This is a genomic window from Yersinia canariae, from assembly GCF_009831415.1.
Classification (GTDB): Bacteria; Pseudomonadota; Gammaproteobacteria; order Enterobacterales; family Enterobacteriaceae; genus Yersinia; species Yersinia canariae.
In genome coordinates this window covers 772,878-791,373 of sequence record NZ_CP043727.1, presented here as the reverse complement: position 1 = coordinate 791,373, position 18,496 = coordinate 772,878, and the positions used below count along the sequence as shown (strand labels likewise).

Here is an 18,496-nt window from a genome sequence, read left to right as displayed (position 1 = left end):
TTTTAAAGATATAAATAAGCACAATAAAAAAAGCACAGTGATAATATGCCTTCATTATAGTAAAATGAAGGTTTATTATGTTTAATATCGAACTTTGCACTAAGCCCTTTGAAAACTTAAAACCCAATGAAATTGATAAAATAAGAAGCCATATACATAGATTTGATCAAAATAGTGTGACAGCATTATCAGGATACTCAGTCAGTATGAATACCGACACACAAAACTGGCACTCTAAAAATAACACCCAAGCAGCAGAAAGAAAAAACGAAATTGCCAAGGCTCTTGAATCGAAAAATATTACTATCCAGCCCAAAAATGGAACACTTGAAAACGATAATGATATAACTTTTTATTTATCCAAAGAAAAAGGGAATTATCGATCTGAAATATCTAATTTTAGGCCAATCAAAATAGATGCAAAATCAACCTATTCTTTTGACTTTAAACCTGTATCTCTACCCAAGAGTCTAGTCCTATTCCAAGTAAGGGAACTGCATGGCAGTATGAAAAAATTAGGCGGGGACCGCCCTTCGTTTTCACTGCATATACAACAAAATGGCATGTTAGTGGCAACAACAAATACCGTCAATGAAAATGCAGTCACTACTGAGTCTAATACCAAAACTTATCAGAATGAGAATGCACTGCTAAAGAAAATTGAATTAGGCCAATATCACCACGTCACTATAGAAATAATAATGCATAGAGATTACCCATCAATTAAAGTCTCTATTGATAATGAAATGATATATCAACGTAACACTGACTTTGGTGCTTTGGATTCAATGACTTTCTATAACAAACTGGGAGTTTATGTTCCACAACAGCGGCGCACTGAGGGGCTAAATGATTCTGAAGTCAGTTTTGATAATATTAAAGAAACACATTACCAATATACTTCGCCAGAAATAACTGACGAAAATAATATTTGTCTGACTGTCTTAAAAAATGATAATTCATTACCCGATGCTATTGCGACTTTCGAGGCGAATCAAAATAATCTGATAAATGGAGAATTGTCCGGCATTGGGAAATTCTTAGTTATATTTGCAACTCCCTCTCTCATTTCTTCTCCAATCTTTTAATCGCGCTTTTGGTCTTTAAAAATGCAAAAGATGCCTGATAATCGGCATCTTTTGCATTAAATTATGAAGCTTTACTTAAATCCCTTCTCGCGCTTAATCAAATCATACGCAGCCTGAATCTCTTGGGCTTTTTGCTTCGCCATCTCCATCATTTCTGGCGGCAAACCTTTTGCCACCAATTTATCCGGATGATGCTCACCCATTAACTTACGGTAAGCACGTTTGATGGTCACACTATCATCTGTGCTGCTGACGCCCAGCACTTTGCAGGCGTCCTCTACTGTCGGACCATTTGGCGCTTGCTGGTAACCCCCCTGAGAGTATCCTCTCTGCTGGTCTTGCCAACCACCGCCACCGCCAAACTGACGCCCACCTTCAATCATGCTCAGGAACTGATCAAACTGACCACGAGAGATCCCTAATTCTTCAGCAATCACATACAGCACTTGTCGTTCATTAGGATGCAAAGAACCGTCAGCAAATGCGGCCTGCAACTGAATTTCCAGAAACATCCGAATTAAATCAAAACGACCAAAGCAAACACCGCGTAATTCCTGCAATCTTTCACGTAATGGGAACCCACTCTCTTTCCCCTCCCGAAACGCTTGTTGTGCAGCGGTTCGGGCTTCGCCATGCAATTGCATTCTATCCATCAATTGGCTGGCAAGTTGAATATCAACCTCCGTCACTCGCCCTTTGGCCTTGGTTAAATGCCCCATGACCTGAAAAGTGGCGCGGAAAAAAATTAATTGTCGTGTTTGTTGATCGGCAAAATAGCCGCGGCGCTTAGTGCTGCGCGCCTTGTCGACCATATGGCCAACAAGCAACCCCAAGATTGCACCCCAGCCGCCACCGGACAGAAAGCCCAGTATCAGACCGAGCAGTTTTCCCCAATACTGCATATACTCCTCAATTCATCATGCCGTCAGTCAAAATTTGCATTATCATACTCGGCATTCAGCTCAGCGCCTAACAGCGAGACGTGTAAGCGGCCGGATTTAACACTAGCGCAACTGTGATGAGTAATATAGTCTCAGACCGTTTGCCGGCATGATGCCCCCCGATGACGGAACACCAAAACCGCGTATGAAAAAAAGATTCCCAACACTGCTGGCCACATTGATATGGACGGCACTATATAGCCAGCACACTCTGGCTGACCTAGCCGAGCAATGCATGCTTGGCGTACCGACTTATGACCAACCTTTGGTCACCGGCGATCCGAATCAGCTACCGGTCCGTATTAATGCGGATAAAACCGAGGCTAATTATCCGGATAATGCCTTGTTCACGGGCAATGTGGTTGTCCAACAAGGCAATAGCACTCTGACGGCTAATCAGGTTGAACTGAATCAAGTACAGAAACCGGGTGAAGCTATCCCGCTTCGTACCGTCACGGCCACCGGTGACGTTAATTACGATGATCCGCAAATTAAGCTGAAAGGCCCCAAAGCTTGGTCAAACTTGAACACCAAAGATACTGATATGGATAAAGGCAAATATCAGATGGTCGGGCGTCAAGGGCGTGGCGATGCGGATTTAATGAAATTACGAGGTCAGAACCGCTATACCATTTTGGATAACGGGACTTTTACCTCCTGCTTGCCCGGTGATAATAGCTGGAGCGTAGTGGGCTCAGAAGTTATCCACGACCGCGAAGAGCAAGTTGCAGAAATCTGGAATGCCCGTTTTAAAATTGGCAAAGTACCGGTGTTCTATAGCCCGTACATGCAATTACCGGTTGGCGACAAGCGCCGATCAGGTTTTTTGATCCCTAATGCCAAGTACACCAGTAATAACGGCTTTGAATTTATGCTGCCGTATTACTGGAACATTGCGCCAAACTTCGATGCCACCATTACGCCTCATTACATGGAGCGGCGCGGTTTGCAGTGGCAGAATGAGTTCCGCTACTTGCTGGCCCCAGGATCCGGCACCATGGCGTTGGACTGGCTGCCCAGCGACCGCCTATACACCGGAGTCGATGGTAACGATAAAGATGCAACTCGTTGGTTGTACTACTGGAGCCATTCGGGTGTGATGGATAAAGTCTGGCGCTTCAACGTCAACTATACCCGCGTCAGTGACCCAACTTACTTTACTGATTTAACATCACAATACGGTTCGACCACTGACGGCTATGCCACACAAATTTTCAGTGTTGGCTATGCTAATGAGAACTGGAATGCCACTTTGGCCTCCAAACAGTTCCAGGTATTTAATAATGCCGGTAACAGTAATGCTTACCGCGCCCAGCCACAGCTGGACATGAACTATTACAAAAATGACATTGGGCCATTTGATTTACATATCTATGGTCAAGCAGCCAAATTCACCAGCGTCAATCCAGATAATCCGAAAGCTGACCGTTTCCATATCGAGCCATCAATTAATCTCCCTTTGTCCAACGGTTGGGGTAGCTTGAATACAGAAGCTAAATTACTGGCGACACATTATCAGCAAGATATTTCAGACGGCTTTGCCAATTATTATCAAAGCCAGAATGGTGGTGAAACTGCACCAAACTTAAAAGACTCAGTTGACCGCGTGATGCCGCAATTTAAAGTGGACGGTAAAGTGGTCTTTGACCGGCCAATGGACTGGGCAACGGGCTTCACACAAACATTAGAACCACGCGCACAGTATCTGTATGTCCCTTACCGGAATCAGGATGATATCTATATTTATGACACCACGCTGATGCAGTCGGACTACTCCGGTCTGTTCCGTGACCGTACTTATAGTGGTCTGGACCGTATAGCTTCAGCGAATCAAGTGTCTACCGGTTTAACTTCTCGCATTTATGATGATGAGCTGGTTGAACGTTTTAACGTTTCAGTAGGTCAAATCTATTACTTCAGCCGTTCGCGGACTGGTAACAGTGAAACCATCGATAACAGTGATGATACTGGTAGCTTGGTTTGGGCTGGTGATACATTCTGGCGGATTAGTGATCAACTGGGCCTGAAAGGCGGCGCACAGTATGATACCCGTTTGGGGAGTTTGACCCTGGGTAATGCGGTAATGGAGTATAGGAAAGACTCCGAGCGTATGATTCAATTGAATTATCGCTATGCCAGCCCGGAATATATTCAAGCAGCAGTACCGAACGTGAAAAGCCCGGGTTATCAACAGGGCATTTCTCAAATCGGGACTACCGCCAGTTGGCCGATTGCGGACCGCTGGGCATTGGTTGGCGCGTATTACTACGATACCAAAGCCAATCAGCCCGCAAGTCAATTGGTTGGCGTGCAGTACAACACCTGCTGCTGGGCCATTAACTTGGGTTATGAACGGAAAATTACTGGTTGGAACGCACAAAATGAAACCAGTAAATATGACAACAGAGTCAGCTTTAACATTGAATTACGCGGTCTGAGCAGTGACCATAGCTTGGGTACTGCACAGATGTTAGGCTCAGGTATCCTGCCTTATCAAAGTGCATTCTGATACTGTGTAACACACTGAATACAGTGAATTTTAACCCGCGAAAGCGGATTACATAAATGGAAAAGGTATGAAGAACTGGAGAACGCTTATTCTCGGATTGGTTGTCTGTGCCAATACCGCGTTCGCAGCACCACAAGAAGTTGATAAAGTTGCCGCTGTGGTTGATAACGGCGTAGTTCTACAAAGTGATGTCGACGGCCTGTTACAATCAGTGAAACTGAATGCGCAGCAAGCTGGACAACAAGTTCCGGATGATGCGACATTGCGTCATCAAATTCTTGAGCGCCTGATCATGGATAATATCCAATTGCAGATGGCCAAGAAGATGGGGATCACCATCAGTGACGAAGCGCTGGATAAAGCCATTGCTGATATCGCTGCGCAAAATCGAATGACATCAGCGCAAATGCGTAGCCGTTTAGCTGCCGATGGCCTCAATTACGACACCTACCGCGAGCAGATCCGCAAAGAAATGCTGACGTCAGAAGTGCGTAACAATGAAGTGCGCCGCCGTATTACTATTCTGCCGCAAGAAGTTGAGTCGTTAGCCAAGCAAATTGGCAACCAAACCAGCGGTGATGCAGAACTGAACCTCAGCCACATTCTGATCCCTCTGCCAGAAAACCCGTCTCAACAACAGGTTGATCAGGCTGAAGATCTGGCTAACAAATTAGTTTCCGATATTAAAGGCGGCGCTGATTTTGGTAAATTGGCTATCGCCAACTCCGCTGATTCACAGGCGCTGAAAGGCGGCCAAATGGGTTGGGGAAAACTGCAGGAACTGCCTTCTTTGTTTGCTGAAAAACTACAGTCAGCTAACAAAGGTGATGTTGTCGGCCCAATCCGCTCCGGTGTTGGCTTCCATATTCTGAAGGTCAATGATATCCGCGGTGCGGATAAAACCATTTCAGTTACTGAAGTCCATGCCCGTCATATTTTGCTGAAACCATCACCGCTAATGACTGATGATCAGGCCCGTGCCAAGTTAACGGCGGCGGCGGCTGAGATTAAGAGCGGGAAATCCAGCTTCGCCAACATCGCCAAAGAAATTTCTCAGGACCCAGGTTCTGCTGTGCAAGGTGGTGACTTGGGTTGGGCATCACCAGATATTTATGATCCCGCATTCCGCGATGCGCTAATGAAGCTGCAAAAAGGCGAAATCAGCGCGCCGGTTCATTCCTCTTTCGGCTGGCATTTAATTCAGGTTGTTGATACCCGTCAGGTAGACAAAACTGATGCAGCGCAGAAAGATCGGGCGTACCGTATGCTCTTTAGCCGTAAGTTTGCAGAAGAAGCTCAAACTTGGATGCAAGAGCAACGCGCCGCAGCTTATGTGAAAATTCTTGATGGTAGTGATGCAAAGCCACAATAATCGTATTGTTATCACCCCCGGCGAACCTGCCGGGGTGGGTCCGGATTTAGTCGTCGCCTTAGCGCAGCAGGATTGGCCTGTTGAGTTAGTGGTGTGCGCTGATCCGGCCATACTCCTTGCTCGTGCCAGCCAACTTAATCTGCCATTACAGCTACGCGAATATCAGCAAGATAAGCCTGCATTAGCGCAGCGTGCAGGAACACTGACTATTTTGCCCGTAAAAATAGCCACTGAGGTGATCCCCGGCCAGCTTGATATTCAAAACAGCCGCTATGTGGTGGAGACACTGGCTAAAGCCTGTGATGGTGCCATCAGTGGTGAATTTGCCGCATTGGTCACCGGCCCAGTGCAAAAAAGCATTATCAATGATGCAGGTATCCCTTTTATTGGGCATACCGAGTTCTTTGCTGACCGCAGCCACTGCCCACGGGTCGTGATGATGTTGGCAACAGAAGAGCTGCGCGTAGCGCTAGCAACCACTCACTTGCCTTTACTGGCGGTGCCTGGCGCCATAACACAGGCTAGCCTTCACGAGGTCATTACTATTCTTGATAATGACCTGAAAACCAAATTTGGCATTAGCCAACCACAGATTTATGTGTGCGGGCTTAATCCTCATGCGGGTGAAGGTGGTCATATGGGCCATGAAGAGATCGATACGATAATTCCTGCGCTCGATGCTCTGCGTCAGCAGGGGATAAACCTTATCGGCCCACTTCCCGCAGACACATTATTTCAACCCAAATATCTGCAACATGCAGATGCTGTTCTCGCCATGTACCATGACCAAGGGCTGCCGGTGTTGAAATATCAAGGGTTTGGTCGGGCGGTGAATATCACTCTCGGGTTACCTTTTATCCGCACATCTGTGGATCACGGTACCGCTTTAGAACTCGCCGCAACCGGTTCTGCCGATGTCGGCAGTTTCATTACGGCATTAAACTTAGCCATTAAAATGATAAATAACAGCAATGAATAATAGAGTCCACCAAGGGCACTTTGCCCGCAAACGCTTTGGACAAAACTTTTTAAACGATCAGTTTGTCATCGACAGCATTGTATCCGCTATCCATCCGGTTCCAGGGGAAGCGGTTGTTGAGATTGGCCCCGGTTTAGGTGCATTAACTGAGCCCGTAGCCGCCCGAATGGATCACATGACGGTCATCGAGTTGGACCGCGACTTAGCCGCGCGTCTGGCCAGCCATCCTCAGTTGAAAGACAAGCTCACCATTCATCAAGAAGATGCGATGAAAATCAATTTTTCTGAGTTGGCCGAGCGCGCTGGGCAGCCATTGCGGGTGTTTGGTAACTTGCCATACAACATCTCAACCCCGCTGATGTTCCATCTTTTCAGCTATACTGATGCGATACGTGACATGCATTTCATGTTACAAAAAGAAGTGGTTAACCGCTTGGTTGCTGGGCCTAACAGTAAAGCTTATGGTCGCCTGACTGTCATGGCGCAATACTATTGCAACGTCATCCCTGTGCTGGAAGTGCCGCCAACTGCGTTTACCCCAGCCCCGAAAGTGGATTCTGCTGTCGTGCGCCTGATCCCTCACGTCCAAATGTCGAATCGTGTGGGTGATGTTCGTATGCTTAGCCGCATTACGACACAAGCCTTTAACCAACGCAGAAAAACCGTGCGTAACAGCTTGGGTGACCTATTCACTCCAGAGCAGTTAATCGAATTAGGTATTGACCCAATACTTCGGGCAGAGAATATTTCGGTAGCGCAATACTGTAAGCTGGCTAACTGGCTTTCAGCTCAATCGACACCGCAAGAATAAGCAGGAGCACATTATGATTGAACAGCCCCGCGTTTGTGTACAGGTGCAAAGTATCTATATTGAAACCCAATCGATACCAGACGAGGAGCGTTTCGTCTTTGCCTATACCGTGACGATTCGTAATTTGGGCCGTTCAAATGTGCAACTTATGGGCCGCTATTGGTTAATCACCAATAGTAATGGCCGGCAGACAGAAGTTCAGGGCGAAGGGGTTATCGGCGAGCAGCCGCTAATCCTGCCAGGTAACGAGTTCCAATACACCAGCGGCGCTGTTCTAGAAACACCGCTGGGTACCATGGAAGGGCATTATGAGATGGTTGATCATCTTGGTCAGTCTTTCCGTACTGTGATTCCGGTGTTCCGTTTAGCGATTCCAGCACTTATCCATTAACCTGACCTCAACTATGTCTACTTACCTTATTGGCGATGTTCATGGCTGCCTCGATGAATTACTTGCACTATTAGCGCAGGTGAACTTTGATCCACAGCAGGATACCTTGTGGCTGACCGGTGATTTAGTTGCCCGCGGCCCGGCTTCACTGGATGTTTTACGTTATGTTCGCTCATTAGGGCCTGCCGTTCGTATGGTTCTGGGTAACCATGACCTGCATTTACTGGCAGTTTATGCTGGCATTAGTCGTAATAAGCCCAAAGACCGCATTACGCCGCTACTTGAAGCACCTGATGCTGACGAACTGATTAATTGGCTACGCCGCCAACCGGTTTTGCAGGTTGATGATGAGCTGAAGTTAATTATGGCTCACGCCGGTATCACCCCTCAATGGGATATCGAGACTGCTCAGATGTGCGCCCGTGAAGTCGAGGCCGTCTTAAGCAGCGACACCTACCCACTTTTCCTTGATGCAATGTACGGTGATATGCCCAACAACTGGTCACCAGAATTGATGGGGTTAGCACGTTTGCGTTTTAGCACTAATGCATTGACTCGCATGCGTTTTTGCTTCCCAAATGGGCAACTGGATATGATCTGCAAAGACACACCAGAGAATGCCCCGGCCCCCCTTAAACCCTGGTTTGAGCTACCGAGGCTGGTCAGCCCCGAATATTCAATCATCTTTGGTCACTGGGCATCACTGGAAGGAAAAGGTGTCCCCGAAGGGATTTACGGGCTGGATACGGGTTGTTGCTGGGGTGGCAATTTAACGCTACTCCGCTGGGAGGATAAACGTTATTTCACACAACCGGCCTTCAAAGTTGAAGCAGAAATAAATACCGTTGATGGCGTAGCTGAAACATCAGACGATCCCCCTAATTATCTGTAAAATACAATAATCATCTTAAAGGCGCATATTCATAATGCGCCTTTAATTTTACTACATTAATAAATCATCTACTTACACAAGAGTAGAAATACTGTATCAGACATCAATTAGCAGTGGCTTTTTTAGGTAAAAGAACCGGAATGTCAGACGTAATCGCGGCAATGGTGGCATCGGAAACACGATTAAATCCGCAGTTTTTAGCATTATCTGCACGACAAGTATAACTCGCGTAAGGTGCTGTATCTTCATTTTTAACCCAAGCGGGTTTATCTACTATAGAAATATATAATCCGTTATTAACCAGCACTTTGTTATCTCTTAATTTCATTTGCAAAATACCGGCATCAAGCTGATAGCTGCATTGTACTAATGTGCCAAGCGCCCGGTCATGTATGCCATGTGGAGAGTAAAATGCCTGAAGAAAACGAACTGTATTACCTTTATTTTCACCACCTTGCGCAGTTCCATACCAACGCTGATTATCTGATACATAAGCACTCAGCACCCGATGAATCTCATTCGACTCCGGACAGGCTGTTATTTCTAGTGCAGAAGCCATAGGTGATAATAAGAGCAAACAAGAAATTGCTATATTATTTATTTTCTCCATCTCATACCTCATTGATAATATCCGTAACCTAGAGTGACTTTCTGTGAAAATCCAACGAGAGCAGAGCGTAGCATTTGAAATGGGTAGTGAAAAACCTCCAAAAATAATAGTGCAATACTATTAACTAACATGTCATTTATTTAAAATAACAAAAAAGCCCATAAAAATGGGCTTTTAAAGTTCAATACGAGAATATATTAACTCACTTTTAGCGTCGTTCCAAAATCTCGAAACAATAACTGTGCGAATTAGCCTCGTCTGCATCATGGAACTCACTAAAAATACTTTCCCATTCATCTGGCTCATAATCTGGGAAGTGAGTATCGCCCCCAACTTCAGCATCAATGTGAGTGAGATACATGCGGTTAGCCCGGTCTAAGAACTGCTTGTAGACACGCCCACCGCCCATAACCATCACTTCCTCCACATCACCCGCTAAAGCAAGTGCATCATCAATAGAAGTTGCCCATGTCACTCGGTCATCAGTGCCCGGTTGGCTACTAATCACAATATTCAACCGCCCTGGCAGAGGGCGACCAATAGATTCGAAAGTCTTACGACCCATTATTACCGGTTTATTTAACGTGTTACGTTTGAACCACGCCAAATCAGCCGGTAAGTGCCATGGCATGGCGTTTTCCATACCAATCACGCGATCCGCTGCCAATGCAGCGATCAGGCTGATAATCATTATTAAACCCTGTAGGCTGCAAGAGCCAGTGCCGAAAAATTGCTGACACTATACGTAAAGCCGAATCCAGCGTCGATAGCGATAAGCAGGCTAATCACACATATAAGACGGCTCCTAGCCCGGCCAGAAAAACAGGAAAGAAAAAAACCTTATACACCAGGATGTTTGCGATATAACCATAATCCTGGCAAGGATAAACCAATCGACAACGCACCAACAATAAATGATGCTTTTAAGAAGTTGGTCATCATCGTGGACATTAAAGCCTCGCTGTAGCCCAAATGAGAAATTTCCACTACCGATATCATCGCGGTATAGGCAGAAATTCCCGGAAACATAGGAATAACAGCGGCAACAGTGAATACTTTCGGATGTGCCAGCAACCAGCGTGACCAATTAATCCCAATCATCCCGATCATGATTGAAGCGAGTAATGAAGCGGGTTCGATATCCATACCAAAATGAATCATCAACATGCGCGAACCATGTCCGACGGCGCCCAGCAATGCACAATAGCGTAGTGCCCGCACCGGCACATTAAATACCATAGCAAAACCCAGCGCCGGAATAGCAGCCAACACCATGTCTTGCAATAATGCCCAGAGTAAACTCATCACCACCCCCGCAATCCCCACATCGCCATTGCGAATATCACCCCAATACAGGTTGATAGCGTTAATAAACTCGCCATTGCCCAGCGAGCAAGGCCAGTATTAACATGCCCTTTAAACATATCGGCGACCGCATTTATTAGCGGGAATCCGGGAACTAACAGCAACACGCTAGCGGCCATTGCCACACTGGAAGCCTCTTGGAAAAATGGCAAACGCATCAATAACCCCGAAACGGATGTCGCGACAAACGCCGTGATACAGAAGTTAATCAGCGGGTTCATATGGCGAGCCGTTAAACTTTGGCGCACAAACATCGCCAATCCGCTGGCTAAGAAAGTGATAGTAAATGCATCCCAACCGCCACCATTTAACTTGCTAAAACAGCCACATGATAAAGCAACCATCACCACAACTAACCAGCGCGGATAACGCATCGGCTTAATATGCTCAAAGCGTTTTTCCACATCTTTTATATCTAACAAATGATGTTCCACCATAATCACAATATGCTGCACCTCCGTCACGACATGCATATTGATACCCCGGTCAATATTCTTGCGGGTGGATGTCAGGCAATTGCCTTGGCTGATGGTGGTTAACACCACAGCATTTGCGGAGATGGAGCTTTCAACACTGTCCATTCCCAACGCCATACCAAGACGGGCGGATAATTGCTCCACCAGCATACTTTCTGCCCCGTGTTGCAGTAGCAGCAACGCACATTTAATACACAACCGTGTAATTTCGCGCTGCTTCTGATCCGGTGCCTCACTACTTATTACATTATCCAAGCTCATATTCGTGCATCACTATCCGTCAAAAGAGTAAAAGATAAATGCAGGGAAACCTCAGTGGCGCTATTATCGTCAAACAGCACCACTTTCACTCGGTAATCCTTATGCTTGAAACCTCTTTATTTGTCGCGACAATTGCTACGTTGGGGATGCTCTCCCCCGGCCCCGATTTCTTTTTGGTGATTAAAAACGCCGCCCGCTATCGCCGCCCCGCAGCAATGATGACCGCGCTCGGCGTAATTTTGGGCGTTGCTACACATATGTCTTACTGCGTGGCGGGTCTGGCGGTAGTTATCACCACCACGCCCTGGCTGTTCAATTTTCTGAAGTATGCCGGTGCCTGCTATTTGATATGGATTGGTATTCAGGCACTGCTGTCGCGCGGAGAAAGTAAACTCAGCATCGATAACGCCACACAATCCCCCATTTCACTGAAAGCCGCCTTCTTGCAGGGATACCTTTGCAACTTATTGAATCCCAAAGCGACTCTCTTCTTCCTCGCCGTTTTCACACAAATATTACAGATTAACTCCGGCGTGGGTGAAAAACTGTGGTACGCCTCAATCATCTGGGTACTGGCCGTTATCTGGTGGCCTTTGCTGGTTATTCTGATTCAAAGTGCACCTGTGCGCCGTGGTTTGGCGAAAGCGCAAAAAGTTGTCGATAAATTACTCGGCGGCCTGTTGATTGGCTTGGGTATCAAAGTCGCGCTGAGCTGACTCTACTTGCTATTAACTATTTCAACTGCCATCCACTATCTACATAAGTGTTAGCCGTAACATTGATCTTCACCAATGTTGTTTATGAACAATATTATTGTTTATGAATAATACTGTTCTTGTGGTTAAAAGCCGCAATTCACTTAATAGCGAGCATAAAAAAGGGCGATGTTTCCATCGCCCTATTATTTACAACCAAAACTAACCTTTCATATTCTTAATCTTGGCATGCATCTCTTGTACTGAAATCACTTGATCGGTTGGGTCAGCATTCAATGCCATTGCTGTCGCAAAGCCGCCATTCAAGGTCGTGTCGTAATGCACCTTATATTGCAAAGCACTACGGCGGATCAGTTTGGAGTCTTCAATCGCCTGACGCCCTGCCGTGGTATTCACAATATAAGTGTATTCACCATTTTTGATACGGTCCTGAATATGCGGGCGGCCTTCATGCACCTTATTGACCAGGCGTGGATTTATTCCGGCCTCACCCAACACCACCGCAGTACCGTGTGTGGCATCCAGTTCAAAACCCTGTTTCAGCAATTTCGCGGCCAGATCAACCACCCGATGCTTATCACCCTCGCGAACAGATAACAGCGCACGGCCACTCTTTTTCATGCCGGACTGACTGCCCAACATGGCTTTCGAGAAAGCTTCTGCGAAAGTGCGGCCAACCCCCATGACTTCACCGGTAGAGCGCATTTCTGGCCCTAAAATCGGATCAACCCCTGGGAATTTATTGAATGGCAATACCACTTCTTTTACTGAGTAGTAAGGGGGAATAATCTCTTCCAGAATACCCTGCTGCGCTAATGTCTGCCCCACCATCACACGCGCGGCAATTTTCGCCAATGGCATGCTGGTTGCTTTAGACACGAATGGCACCGTACGAGCAGCTCGTGGGTTAACTTCAATCAGGTAAACTTCGTTATTCTTCACGGCAAACTGCACATTCATCAAGCCGCGGACACAAAGCTCAAAGGCCAGTTTTTCCACTTGCTGGCGCATAACATCCTGAATTTCCTTGCTCAGGGTGTAGGCTGGCAATGAACATGCTGAGTCACCGGAGTGAACCCCGGCTTGCTCAATGTGCTCCATAATGCCGCCGATTAACACGCGCTCACCGTCACAAATGGCATCCACATCCACTTCTACCGCATCATCAAGGAAGCGGTCGAGCAACACTGGCGCATCATTTGACACACTAACAGCATTTTGGAAGTAACGGCGCAGGTCAACTTCGTCATAAACGATTTCCATTGCGCGGCCACCCAATACATAAGATGGGCGCACCACCAGCGGATAACCCAAACCCGTCGCTTTTTCAACGGCTTGCTCGATAGTCGCTACTGTGGCGTTAGCTGGCTGCTTCAAGCCCAGACGGTTTACTGCCTGCTGGAAACGCTCGCGGTCTTCGGCGCGGTCAATAGCATCCGGGCTGGTGCCGATAATCGGTACACCGGCGGCTTCCAACTCACGTGCCAATTTCAATGGCGTCTGTCCACCGTACTGCACGATAACACCTTGCGGTTTCTCGATGCGGACGATTTCCAGTACATCTTCCAGTGTGACTGACTCAAAGTAGAGGCGGTCAGAGGTATCGTAGTCAGTAGAAACCGTTTCAGGGTTACAGTTCACCATGATGGTTTCATAACCGTCTTCACGCAGTGCCAGAGACGCATGCACACAGCAGTAGTCGAACTCAATCCCTTGACCAATACGGTTCGGCCCGCCACCCAGCACCATGATTTTTGGGCGGTCGCTGGTTGGGTTGGACTCACACTCTTCCTCGTAGGTCGAGTACATGTAGGCAGTATCGGTAGAGAATTCGGCCGCACAGGTATCAACGCGCTTATAAACCGGGTGCAAACCATATTTATAACGTAGCTTGCGCACTTCGCTTTCAGCCGCACCGACCAATTTTGCCAGACGGGCATCAGCAAAGCCTTTACGTTTCAAGTGCCGCATGAACTCTGCCGTCAGGCTGTTGATACCACATTCCGCCACGCTCTCTTCCAGACGAACCAGTTCTTCAATCTGCACTAGGAACCAGCGGTCAACGTTGGTCAGATTAAAGACGCCATCAACCGACATACCGGCACGGAATGCATCAGCGATATACCAGATACGATCAGAACCAGCTTCTTTCAATTCGCGGCGAATTTTGGTCAGCGCTTCAGGATCATCGAGGCTGACTTTAGGATCAAAACCCGTCACGCCAACTTCCAGACCGCGCAGTGCTTTTTGCAATGACTCTTGCTGAGTGCGGCCAATAGCCATCACTTCACCGACAGATTTCATCTGAGTTGTCAGGCGGTCATTGCTACCGGCAAATTTTTCGAAGTTAAAACGTGGGATTTTGGTGACCACATAGTCAATGGATGGCTCGAAGGAAGCCGGAGTGCGGCCGCCGGTGATGTCATTCATCAACTCATCCAGCGTATAACCCACCGCTAACTTGGCCGCAATCTTGGCAATCGGGAAGCCGGTAGCTTTAGACGCCAGAGCAGAAGAGCGGGATACACGTGGGTTCATTTCAATCACGATCAAACGGCCGTTTTTCGGGTTAACCGAGAATTGCACGTTGGAACCACCGGTTTCTACACCGATTTCACGCAATACTGCCATCGAGGCATTACGCATGATTTGGTATTCTTTGTCAGTCAGGGTCTGCGCCGGGGCAACGGTAATGGAGTCACCGGTATGGATGCCCATGGCATCGAAATTCTCGATAGAGCAGACAATGATGCAGTTGTCGTTTTTATCGCGGACAACTTCCATTTCATACTCTTTCCAACCAATCAGTGACTCATCGATAAGCAATTCTTTGGTTGGCGATAAATCCAGGCCGCGCTCGCAGATTTCTTCAAACTCTTCGCGGTTATACGCGATACCGCCGCCAGTGCCACCCATGGTAAAGGATGGGCGGATAATGCACGGGAAGCCGACATCAGCCGCAACAGCCAGCGCTTCTTCCATATTATGTGCGATACCCGAACGGGCGGTATCCAGGCCAATTTTCTTCATCGCGATATCAAAGCGACGGCGGTCTTCGGCTTTGTCAATGGCATCAGCGGTTGCACCAATCATGGTGACACCGAACTCAGCCAAAACCCCCTGACGTTCCAATTCTAATGCGCAGTTCAGCGCAGTTTGGCCGCCCATGGTTGGCAATACTGCATCTGGGCGCTCTTTTTCAATGATTTTGCGCACCACTTCCCAGTGAATCGGCTCGATATAAGTCGCATCTGCCATCTCTGGGTCAGTCATGATAGTCGCGGGGTTAGAGTTCACCAGAATAACGCGGTAACCCTCTTCACGCAGTGCCTTACAAGCCTGGGCACCGGAATAGTCAAACTCACAAGCCTGGCCGATAACAATTGGGCCTGCGCCCAAAATCAGGATGCTTTTTATATCTGTACGTTTTGGCATGGTATTCGCTCCTGATTATTTATTGGTGTGGCTAGCGGTCGCGCGATAAGCTTCAATCAGCTCGATAAAGTGATCAAACAGCGGGGCGGCATCATGCGGCCCAGGGCTGGCTTCAGGGTGACCCTGGAAACTGAAAGCTGCTTTATCGGTACGGTGAATCCCTTGTAAGGAACCATCGAATAAAGAAACGTGTGTGGTACGCAGGTTAGAGGGCAATGAAGTTTCATCAACCGCAAAACCGTGGTTCTGCGCGGTGATCATCACGCAATTGGCATCCAAGTCTTTTACCGGATGGTTGCCACCATGGTGGCCGAACTTCATTTTTACCGTTTTTGCGCCGCTCGCCAGTGCCAGCAATTGGTGACCTAGACAGATACCAAATACCGGAATGTCGGTGTCCAGGAAGCGTTTAATCGCCGCGATAGCATAATCACATGGCTCAGGGTCCCCAGGGCCGTTGGACAAGAAAATACCATCAGGATTTAACTTCAGAACATCTTCCGCCGGGGTCTGTGCCGGTACAACAGTCAGACGGCAACCTCTGTCAACCAGCATGCGCAGAATATTGCGCTTTACACCGTAGTCATAAGCAACAACATGGAATGGTAAGTCTTCAGGTTGCTTCGCCGCAGGTAAGTCCCCTTCCAGAGTCCAACTGCCTTGCAACCAGTGGTAAGCCTCTTTGGTGGTCACTTCTTTGGCCAAATCCATCCCTTTTAATCCCGGGAATGCTTTTGCTTTTTCCAGCGCCAATGCAGCATCAGACAAATCACCCACAATAATGCAGCCGTTTTGAGCGCCTTTCTCGCGCAGTAACCGTGTCAACTTACGCGTATCGATATCCGCAATCGCGACAATATTATGGCGTTTGAGATACTCAGCTAAGCCTTCTTCATTACGGTAGTTACTGGCAATCAGTGGCAGGTCGCGAATAACAAGACCTTGGGCGTGTACTGCGGAGGATTCTTCATCGGAGGCATTGGTGCCGACATTGCCGATATGAGGATAAGTAAGAGTGACGATCTGGCGGGAGTAGGAAGGATCAGTGAGGATTTCTTGATAACCGGTCATCGACGTATTGAAGACCACTTCCCCCACTGCCGTACCCTCTGCCCCGATGGCCCGACCGTGAAATTGGGTTCCGTCTTCGAGAACCAATAGCGCTGACTTAATCAAAACATCCTCCAAGGAATAAACAGTCACATTATCTGCATATTAATTCATATCTAGCGACCTAAATCAATGCAAAAACCGCCCTCAAAGCTAATTTTTGGCAAATTGGGCGCATTTTAATGATGAGTGACGCTCTTGTCTAGCCAAAGTGCCATTTTTTCTCTGTTTTTTACCGTTTTCATTAAAATGAGCGGATTATAGCGGTAAAAACACATGCTAACTTAACATAGTAAACGGTTGCGAGAGTGCGTGACTGAAAAAAATCGTTCTGGCGTGATGAAAATGAGTTCTGATACATAGCGGAGAGAATAAAAGACCAAAAATAGAGACAAAACATCACAAAACTGGCAATAAAATAAAAAATGTCGATCAAACGTGTTATTTATCATTTTAATAAAAAAGGACAATAAAATATTGTCCTGTTATCATATGATTATGATAAAAACAACCACATCACGGGTTGTGCTTTACACCTTTAAAGTTCATTCAAATTCAATACATCGCGCATATCAAACAACCCATTATCGCGGTCAGAGAGCCATATAGCAGATTTAACTGCCCCATTGGCAAAAGTCATGCGACTGGTGGCTTTGTGCGTAATTTCAACTCGCTCGCCAATATCAGCGAACATCGCCGTATGCTCCCCGACAATATCGCCTGCGCGCACAGTGGCGAAACCGATAGTGCCCGGTTGGCGTTCTCCGGTGTGGCCTTCGCGGCTATAAACGGCACAATCTTTCAGTGACCGACCCAAAGATTCCGCTATCGCCTCGCCCATCGCCAATGCCGTCCCGGATGGCGCATCAACTTTATAGCGATGATGGGCTTCAATAATTTCAATATCAGTGTAATCACCCATTACTTTGGCGGCCTTCTCCAGCAACTTAAGCACCACATTGACCCCAACACTGAAGTTAGCGGCGAACACAATGCCAATATCCGATGCGGCGGCACTGATAGCGGCTTTGCCAGCATCATCAAAACCCGTGGTACCAATAACCATGGCTTTACGATGTTTGCGGCAAATAGCTAAATGTTCCAATGTGCCCTCTGGGCGAGTAAAGTCGATCAACACATCAAAATGATCAGTTACTTTGGATAAGTCATCACTGACTGTGATATTTAGCAACCCCGTTCCGGCCAGTTCACCGGCATCACTTCCCACTAACGTGGAACCCACGCGCTCAACAGCAGCCCCCAGCACAACACCTTTGGTCTGTGTAATTGCCTGGATAAGCTGCCGGCCCATACGGCCGCCCGCGCCGACAACGGCAATACGAATTGTTGAATCAGTCATTAGTTCTCCCAATATTGTGTCATCTACCCTGACAAGGGTTCAGATTAGCCGTCCGCCATGGACTCTGCCAGCCTATTTAATTTGTATTAGAAAAAAATGATATACGCCCATTTTCATCAGTGAAACCACTTAATTATTTAGGGTAAAATACTCGGTAACACTTCATCTGGCATCCTGTGG

General features: G+C 47.2%; 16 protein-coding genes. 8 read left to right on the top strand and 8 right to left on the bottom strand.

Going from position 1 to position 18,496, the window contains the following annotated elements; translation table 11 throughout:
• The first annotated feature begins 77 nt into the window (after positions 1-77).
• Positions 78-1,088, top strand: a complete 1,011-nt coding sequence (locus tag F0T03_RS03725) for a polysaccharide lyase (RefSeq protein WP_246169925.1) — start codon at positions 78-80, stop codon at positions 1,086-1,088.
• 71 nt (positions 1,089-1,159) lie between these two features.
• On the opposite strand, the gene djlA is transcribed toward F0T03_RS03725, so the two are convergent.
• Complete coding sequence (djlA, locus tag F0T03_RS03720) at positions 1,160-1,990, bottom strand: co-chaperone DjlA (RefSeq protein WP_145556796.1); 831 nt, start codon at positions 1,988-1,990, stop codon at positions 1,160-1,162.
• A 184-nt stretch (positions 1,991-2,174) separates the two neighbouring features.
• On the opposite strand from djlA, the gene lptD reads away from it, so the two are divergent.
• The 6 genes from lptD (at position 2,175) to apaH (ending at position 8,983) form a co-directional block, all read left to right on the top strand.
• Positions 2,175-4,538 carry an LPS assembly protein LptD gene (gene lptD / locus F0T03_RS03715; RefSeq protein WP_145556795.1) on the top strand — a complete coding sequence of 788 codons (2,364 nt, stop codon included), beginning with the start codon at positions 2,175-2,177 and terminating at the stop codon, positions 4,536-4,538.
• Positions 4,539-4,605: 67 nt separating this feature from the next.
• Positions 4,606-5,910 (top strand): peptidylprolyl isomerase SurA, encoded by a 1,305-nt coding sequence (gene surA, locus F0T03_RS03710; protein ID WP_145562112.1) that lies wholly within the window; start codon positions 4,606-4,608, stop codon positions 5,908-5,910.
• A complete protein-coding gene (gene pdxA, locus F0T03_RS03705) occupies positions 5,894-6,889 on the top strand; it encodes a 4-hydroxythreonine-4-phosphate dehydrogenase PdxA (protein WP_145556799.1) in 996 nt (331 codons plus the stop codon). Before surA ends, pdxA begins: the two co-directional genes overlap by 17 nt.
• Entirely contained in the window at positions 6,882-7,700 is an 819-nt protein-coding gene (gene rsmA, locus F0T03_RS03700; protein ID WP_145556793.1) for a 16S rRNA (adenine(1518)-N(6)/adenine(1519)-N(6))-dimethyltransferase RsmA, read from the top strand. The genes pdxA and rsmA overlap by 8 nt, the downstream gene beginning before the upstream one ends.
• 13 nt (positions 7,701-7,713) lie before the next feature.
• Positions 7,714-8,091, top strand: a complete 378-nt coding sequence (gene apaG / locus F0T03_RS03695; RefSeq protein WP_145556792.1) for a Co2+/Mg2+ efflux protein ApaG — start codon at positions 7,714-7,716, stop codon at positions 8,089-8,091.
• Between the two features lie 13 nt (positions 8,092-8,104).
• A complete protein-coding gene (gene apaH, locus F0T03_RS03690; protein ID WP_145556791.1) occupies positions 8,105-8,983 on the top strand; it encodes a bis(5'-nucleosyl)-tetraphosphatase (symmetrical) ApaH in 879 nt (292 codons plus the stop codon).
• A 103-nt stretch (positions 8,984-9,086) separates the two neighbouring features.
• Here apaH and F0T03_RS03685 read toward each other — a convergent pair whose 3' ends face one another.
• The 4 genes from F0T03_RS03685 to F0T03_RS03670 form a co-directional block, all read right to left on the bottom strand.
• Complete coding sequence (locus tag F0T03_RS03685; RefSeq protein ID WP_159677251.1) at positions 9,087-9,593, bottom strand: DUF3757 domain-containing protein; 507 nt, start codon at positions 9,591-9,593, stop codon at positions 9,087-9,089.
• A gap of 208 nt (positions 9,594-9,801) precedes the next feature.
• The gene (folA, locus tag F0T03_RS03680; RefSeq protein WP_208787106.1) at positions 9,802-10,281 is read right to left on the bottom strand and encodes a type 3 dihydrofolate reductase; all 480 of its coding nucleotides are present in this window, start codon (positions 10,279-10,281) and stop codon (positions 9,802-9,804) included.
• 152 nt (positions 10,282-10,433) lie between these two features.
• Positions 10,434-10,898: a threonine/serine exporter gene (locus tag F0T03_RS03675; protein WP_162526865.1), complete on the bottom strand. Its 465-nt coding sequence runs from the start codon at positions 10,896-10,898 to the stop codon at positions 10,434-10,436.
• Entirely contained in the window at positions 10,898-11,695 is a 798-nt protein-coding gene (locus tag F0T03_RS03670; protein ID WP_145556787.1) for a threonine/serine exporter family protein, read from the bottom strand. The genes F0T03_RS03675 and F0T03_RS03670 overlap by 1 nt, the downstream gene beginning before the upstream one ends.
• A gap of 101 nt (positions 11,696-11,796) precedes the next feature.
• Between F0T03_RS03670 and F0T03_RS03665 the strand changes: the two genes are divergently transcribed.
• Positions 11,797-12,411: a LysE family transporter gene (locus F0T03_RS03665; RefSeq protein WP_145556798.1), complete on the top strand. Its 615-nt coding sequence runs from the start codon at positions 11,797-11,799 to the stop codon at positions 12,409-12,411.
• Between the two features lie 201 nt (positions 12,412-12,612).
• Here F0T03_RS03665 and carB read toward each other — a convergent pair whose 3' ends face one another.
• From carB to dapB, 3 genes are all read right to left on the bottom strand, one after another.
• Positions 12,613-15,846, bottom strand: a complete 3,234-nt coding sequence (gene carB, locus F0T03_RS03660; protein ID WP_159677248.1) for a carbamoyl-phosphate synthase large subunit — start codon at positions 15,844-15,846, stop codon at positions 12,613-12,615.
• A gap of 15 nt (positions 15,847-15,861) precedes the next feature.
• The gene (gene carA, locus F0T03_RS03655) at positions 15,862-17,022 is read right to left on the bottom strand and encodes a glutamine-hydrolyzing carbamoyl-phosphate synthase small subunit (RefSeq protein WP_159680655.1); all 1,161 of its coding nucleotides are present in this window, start codon (positions 17,020-17,022) and stop codon (positions 15,862-15,864) included.
• A 472-nt stretch (positions 17,023-17,494) separates the two neighbouring features.
• On the bottom strand, positions 17,495-18,316 hold the full coding sequence (gene dapB / locus F0T03_RS03650) for a 4-hydroxy-tetrahydrodipicolinate reductase (RefSeq protein ID WP_145556785.1): 822 nt from the start codon (positions 18,314-18,316) through the stop codon (positions 17,495-17,497).
• Positions 18,317-18,496: the final 180 nt, after the last annotated feature.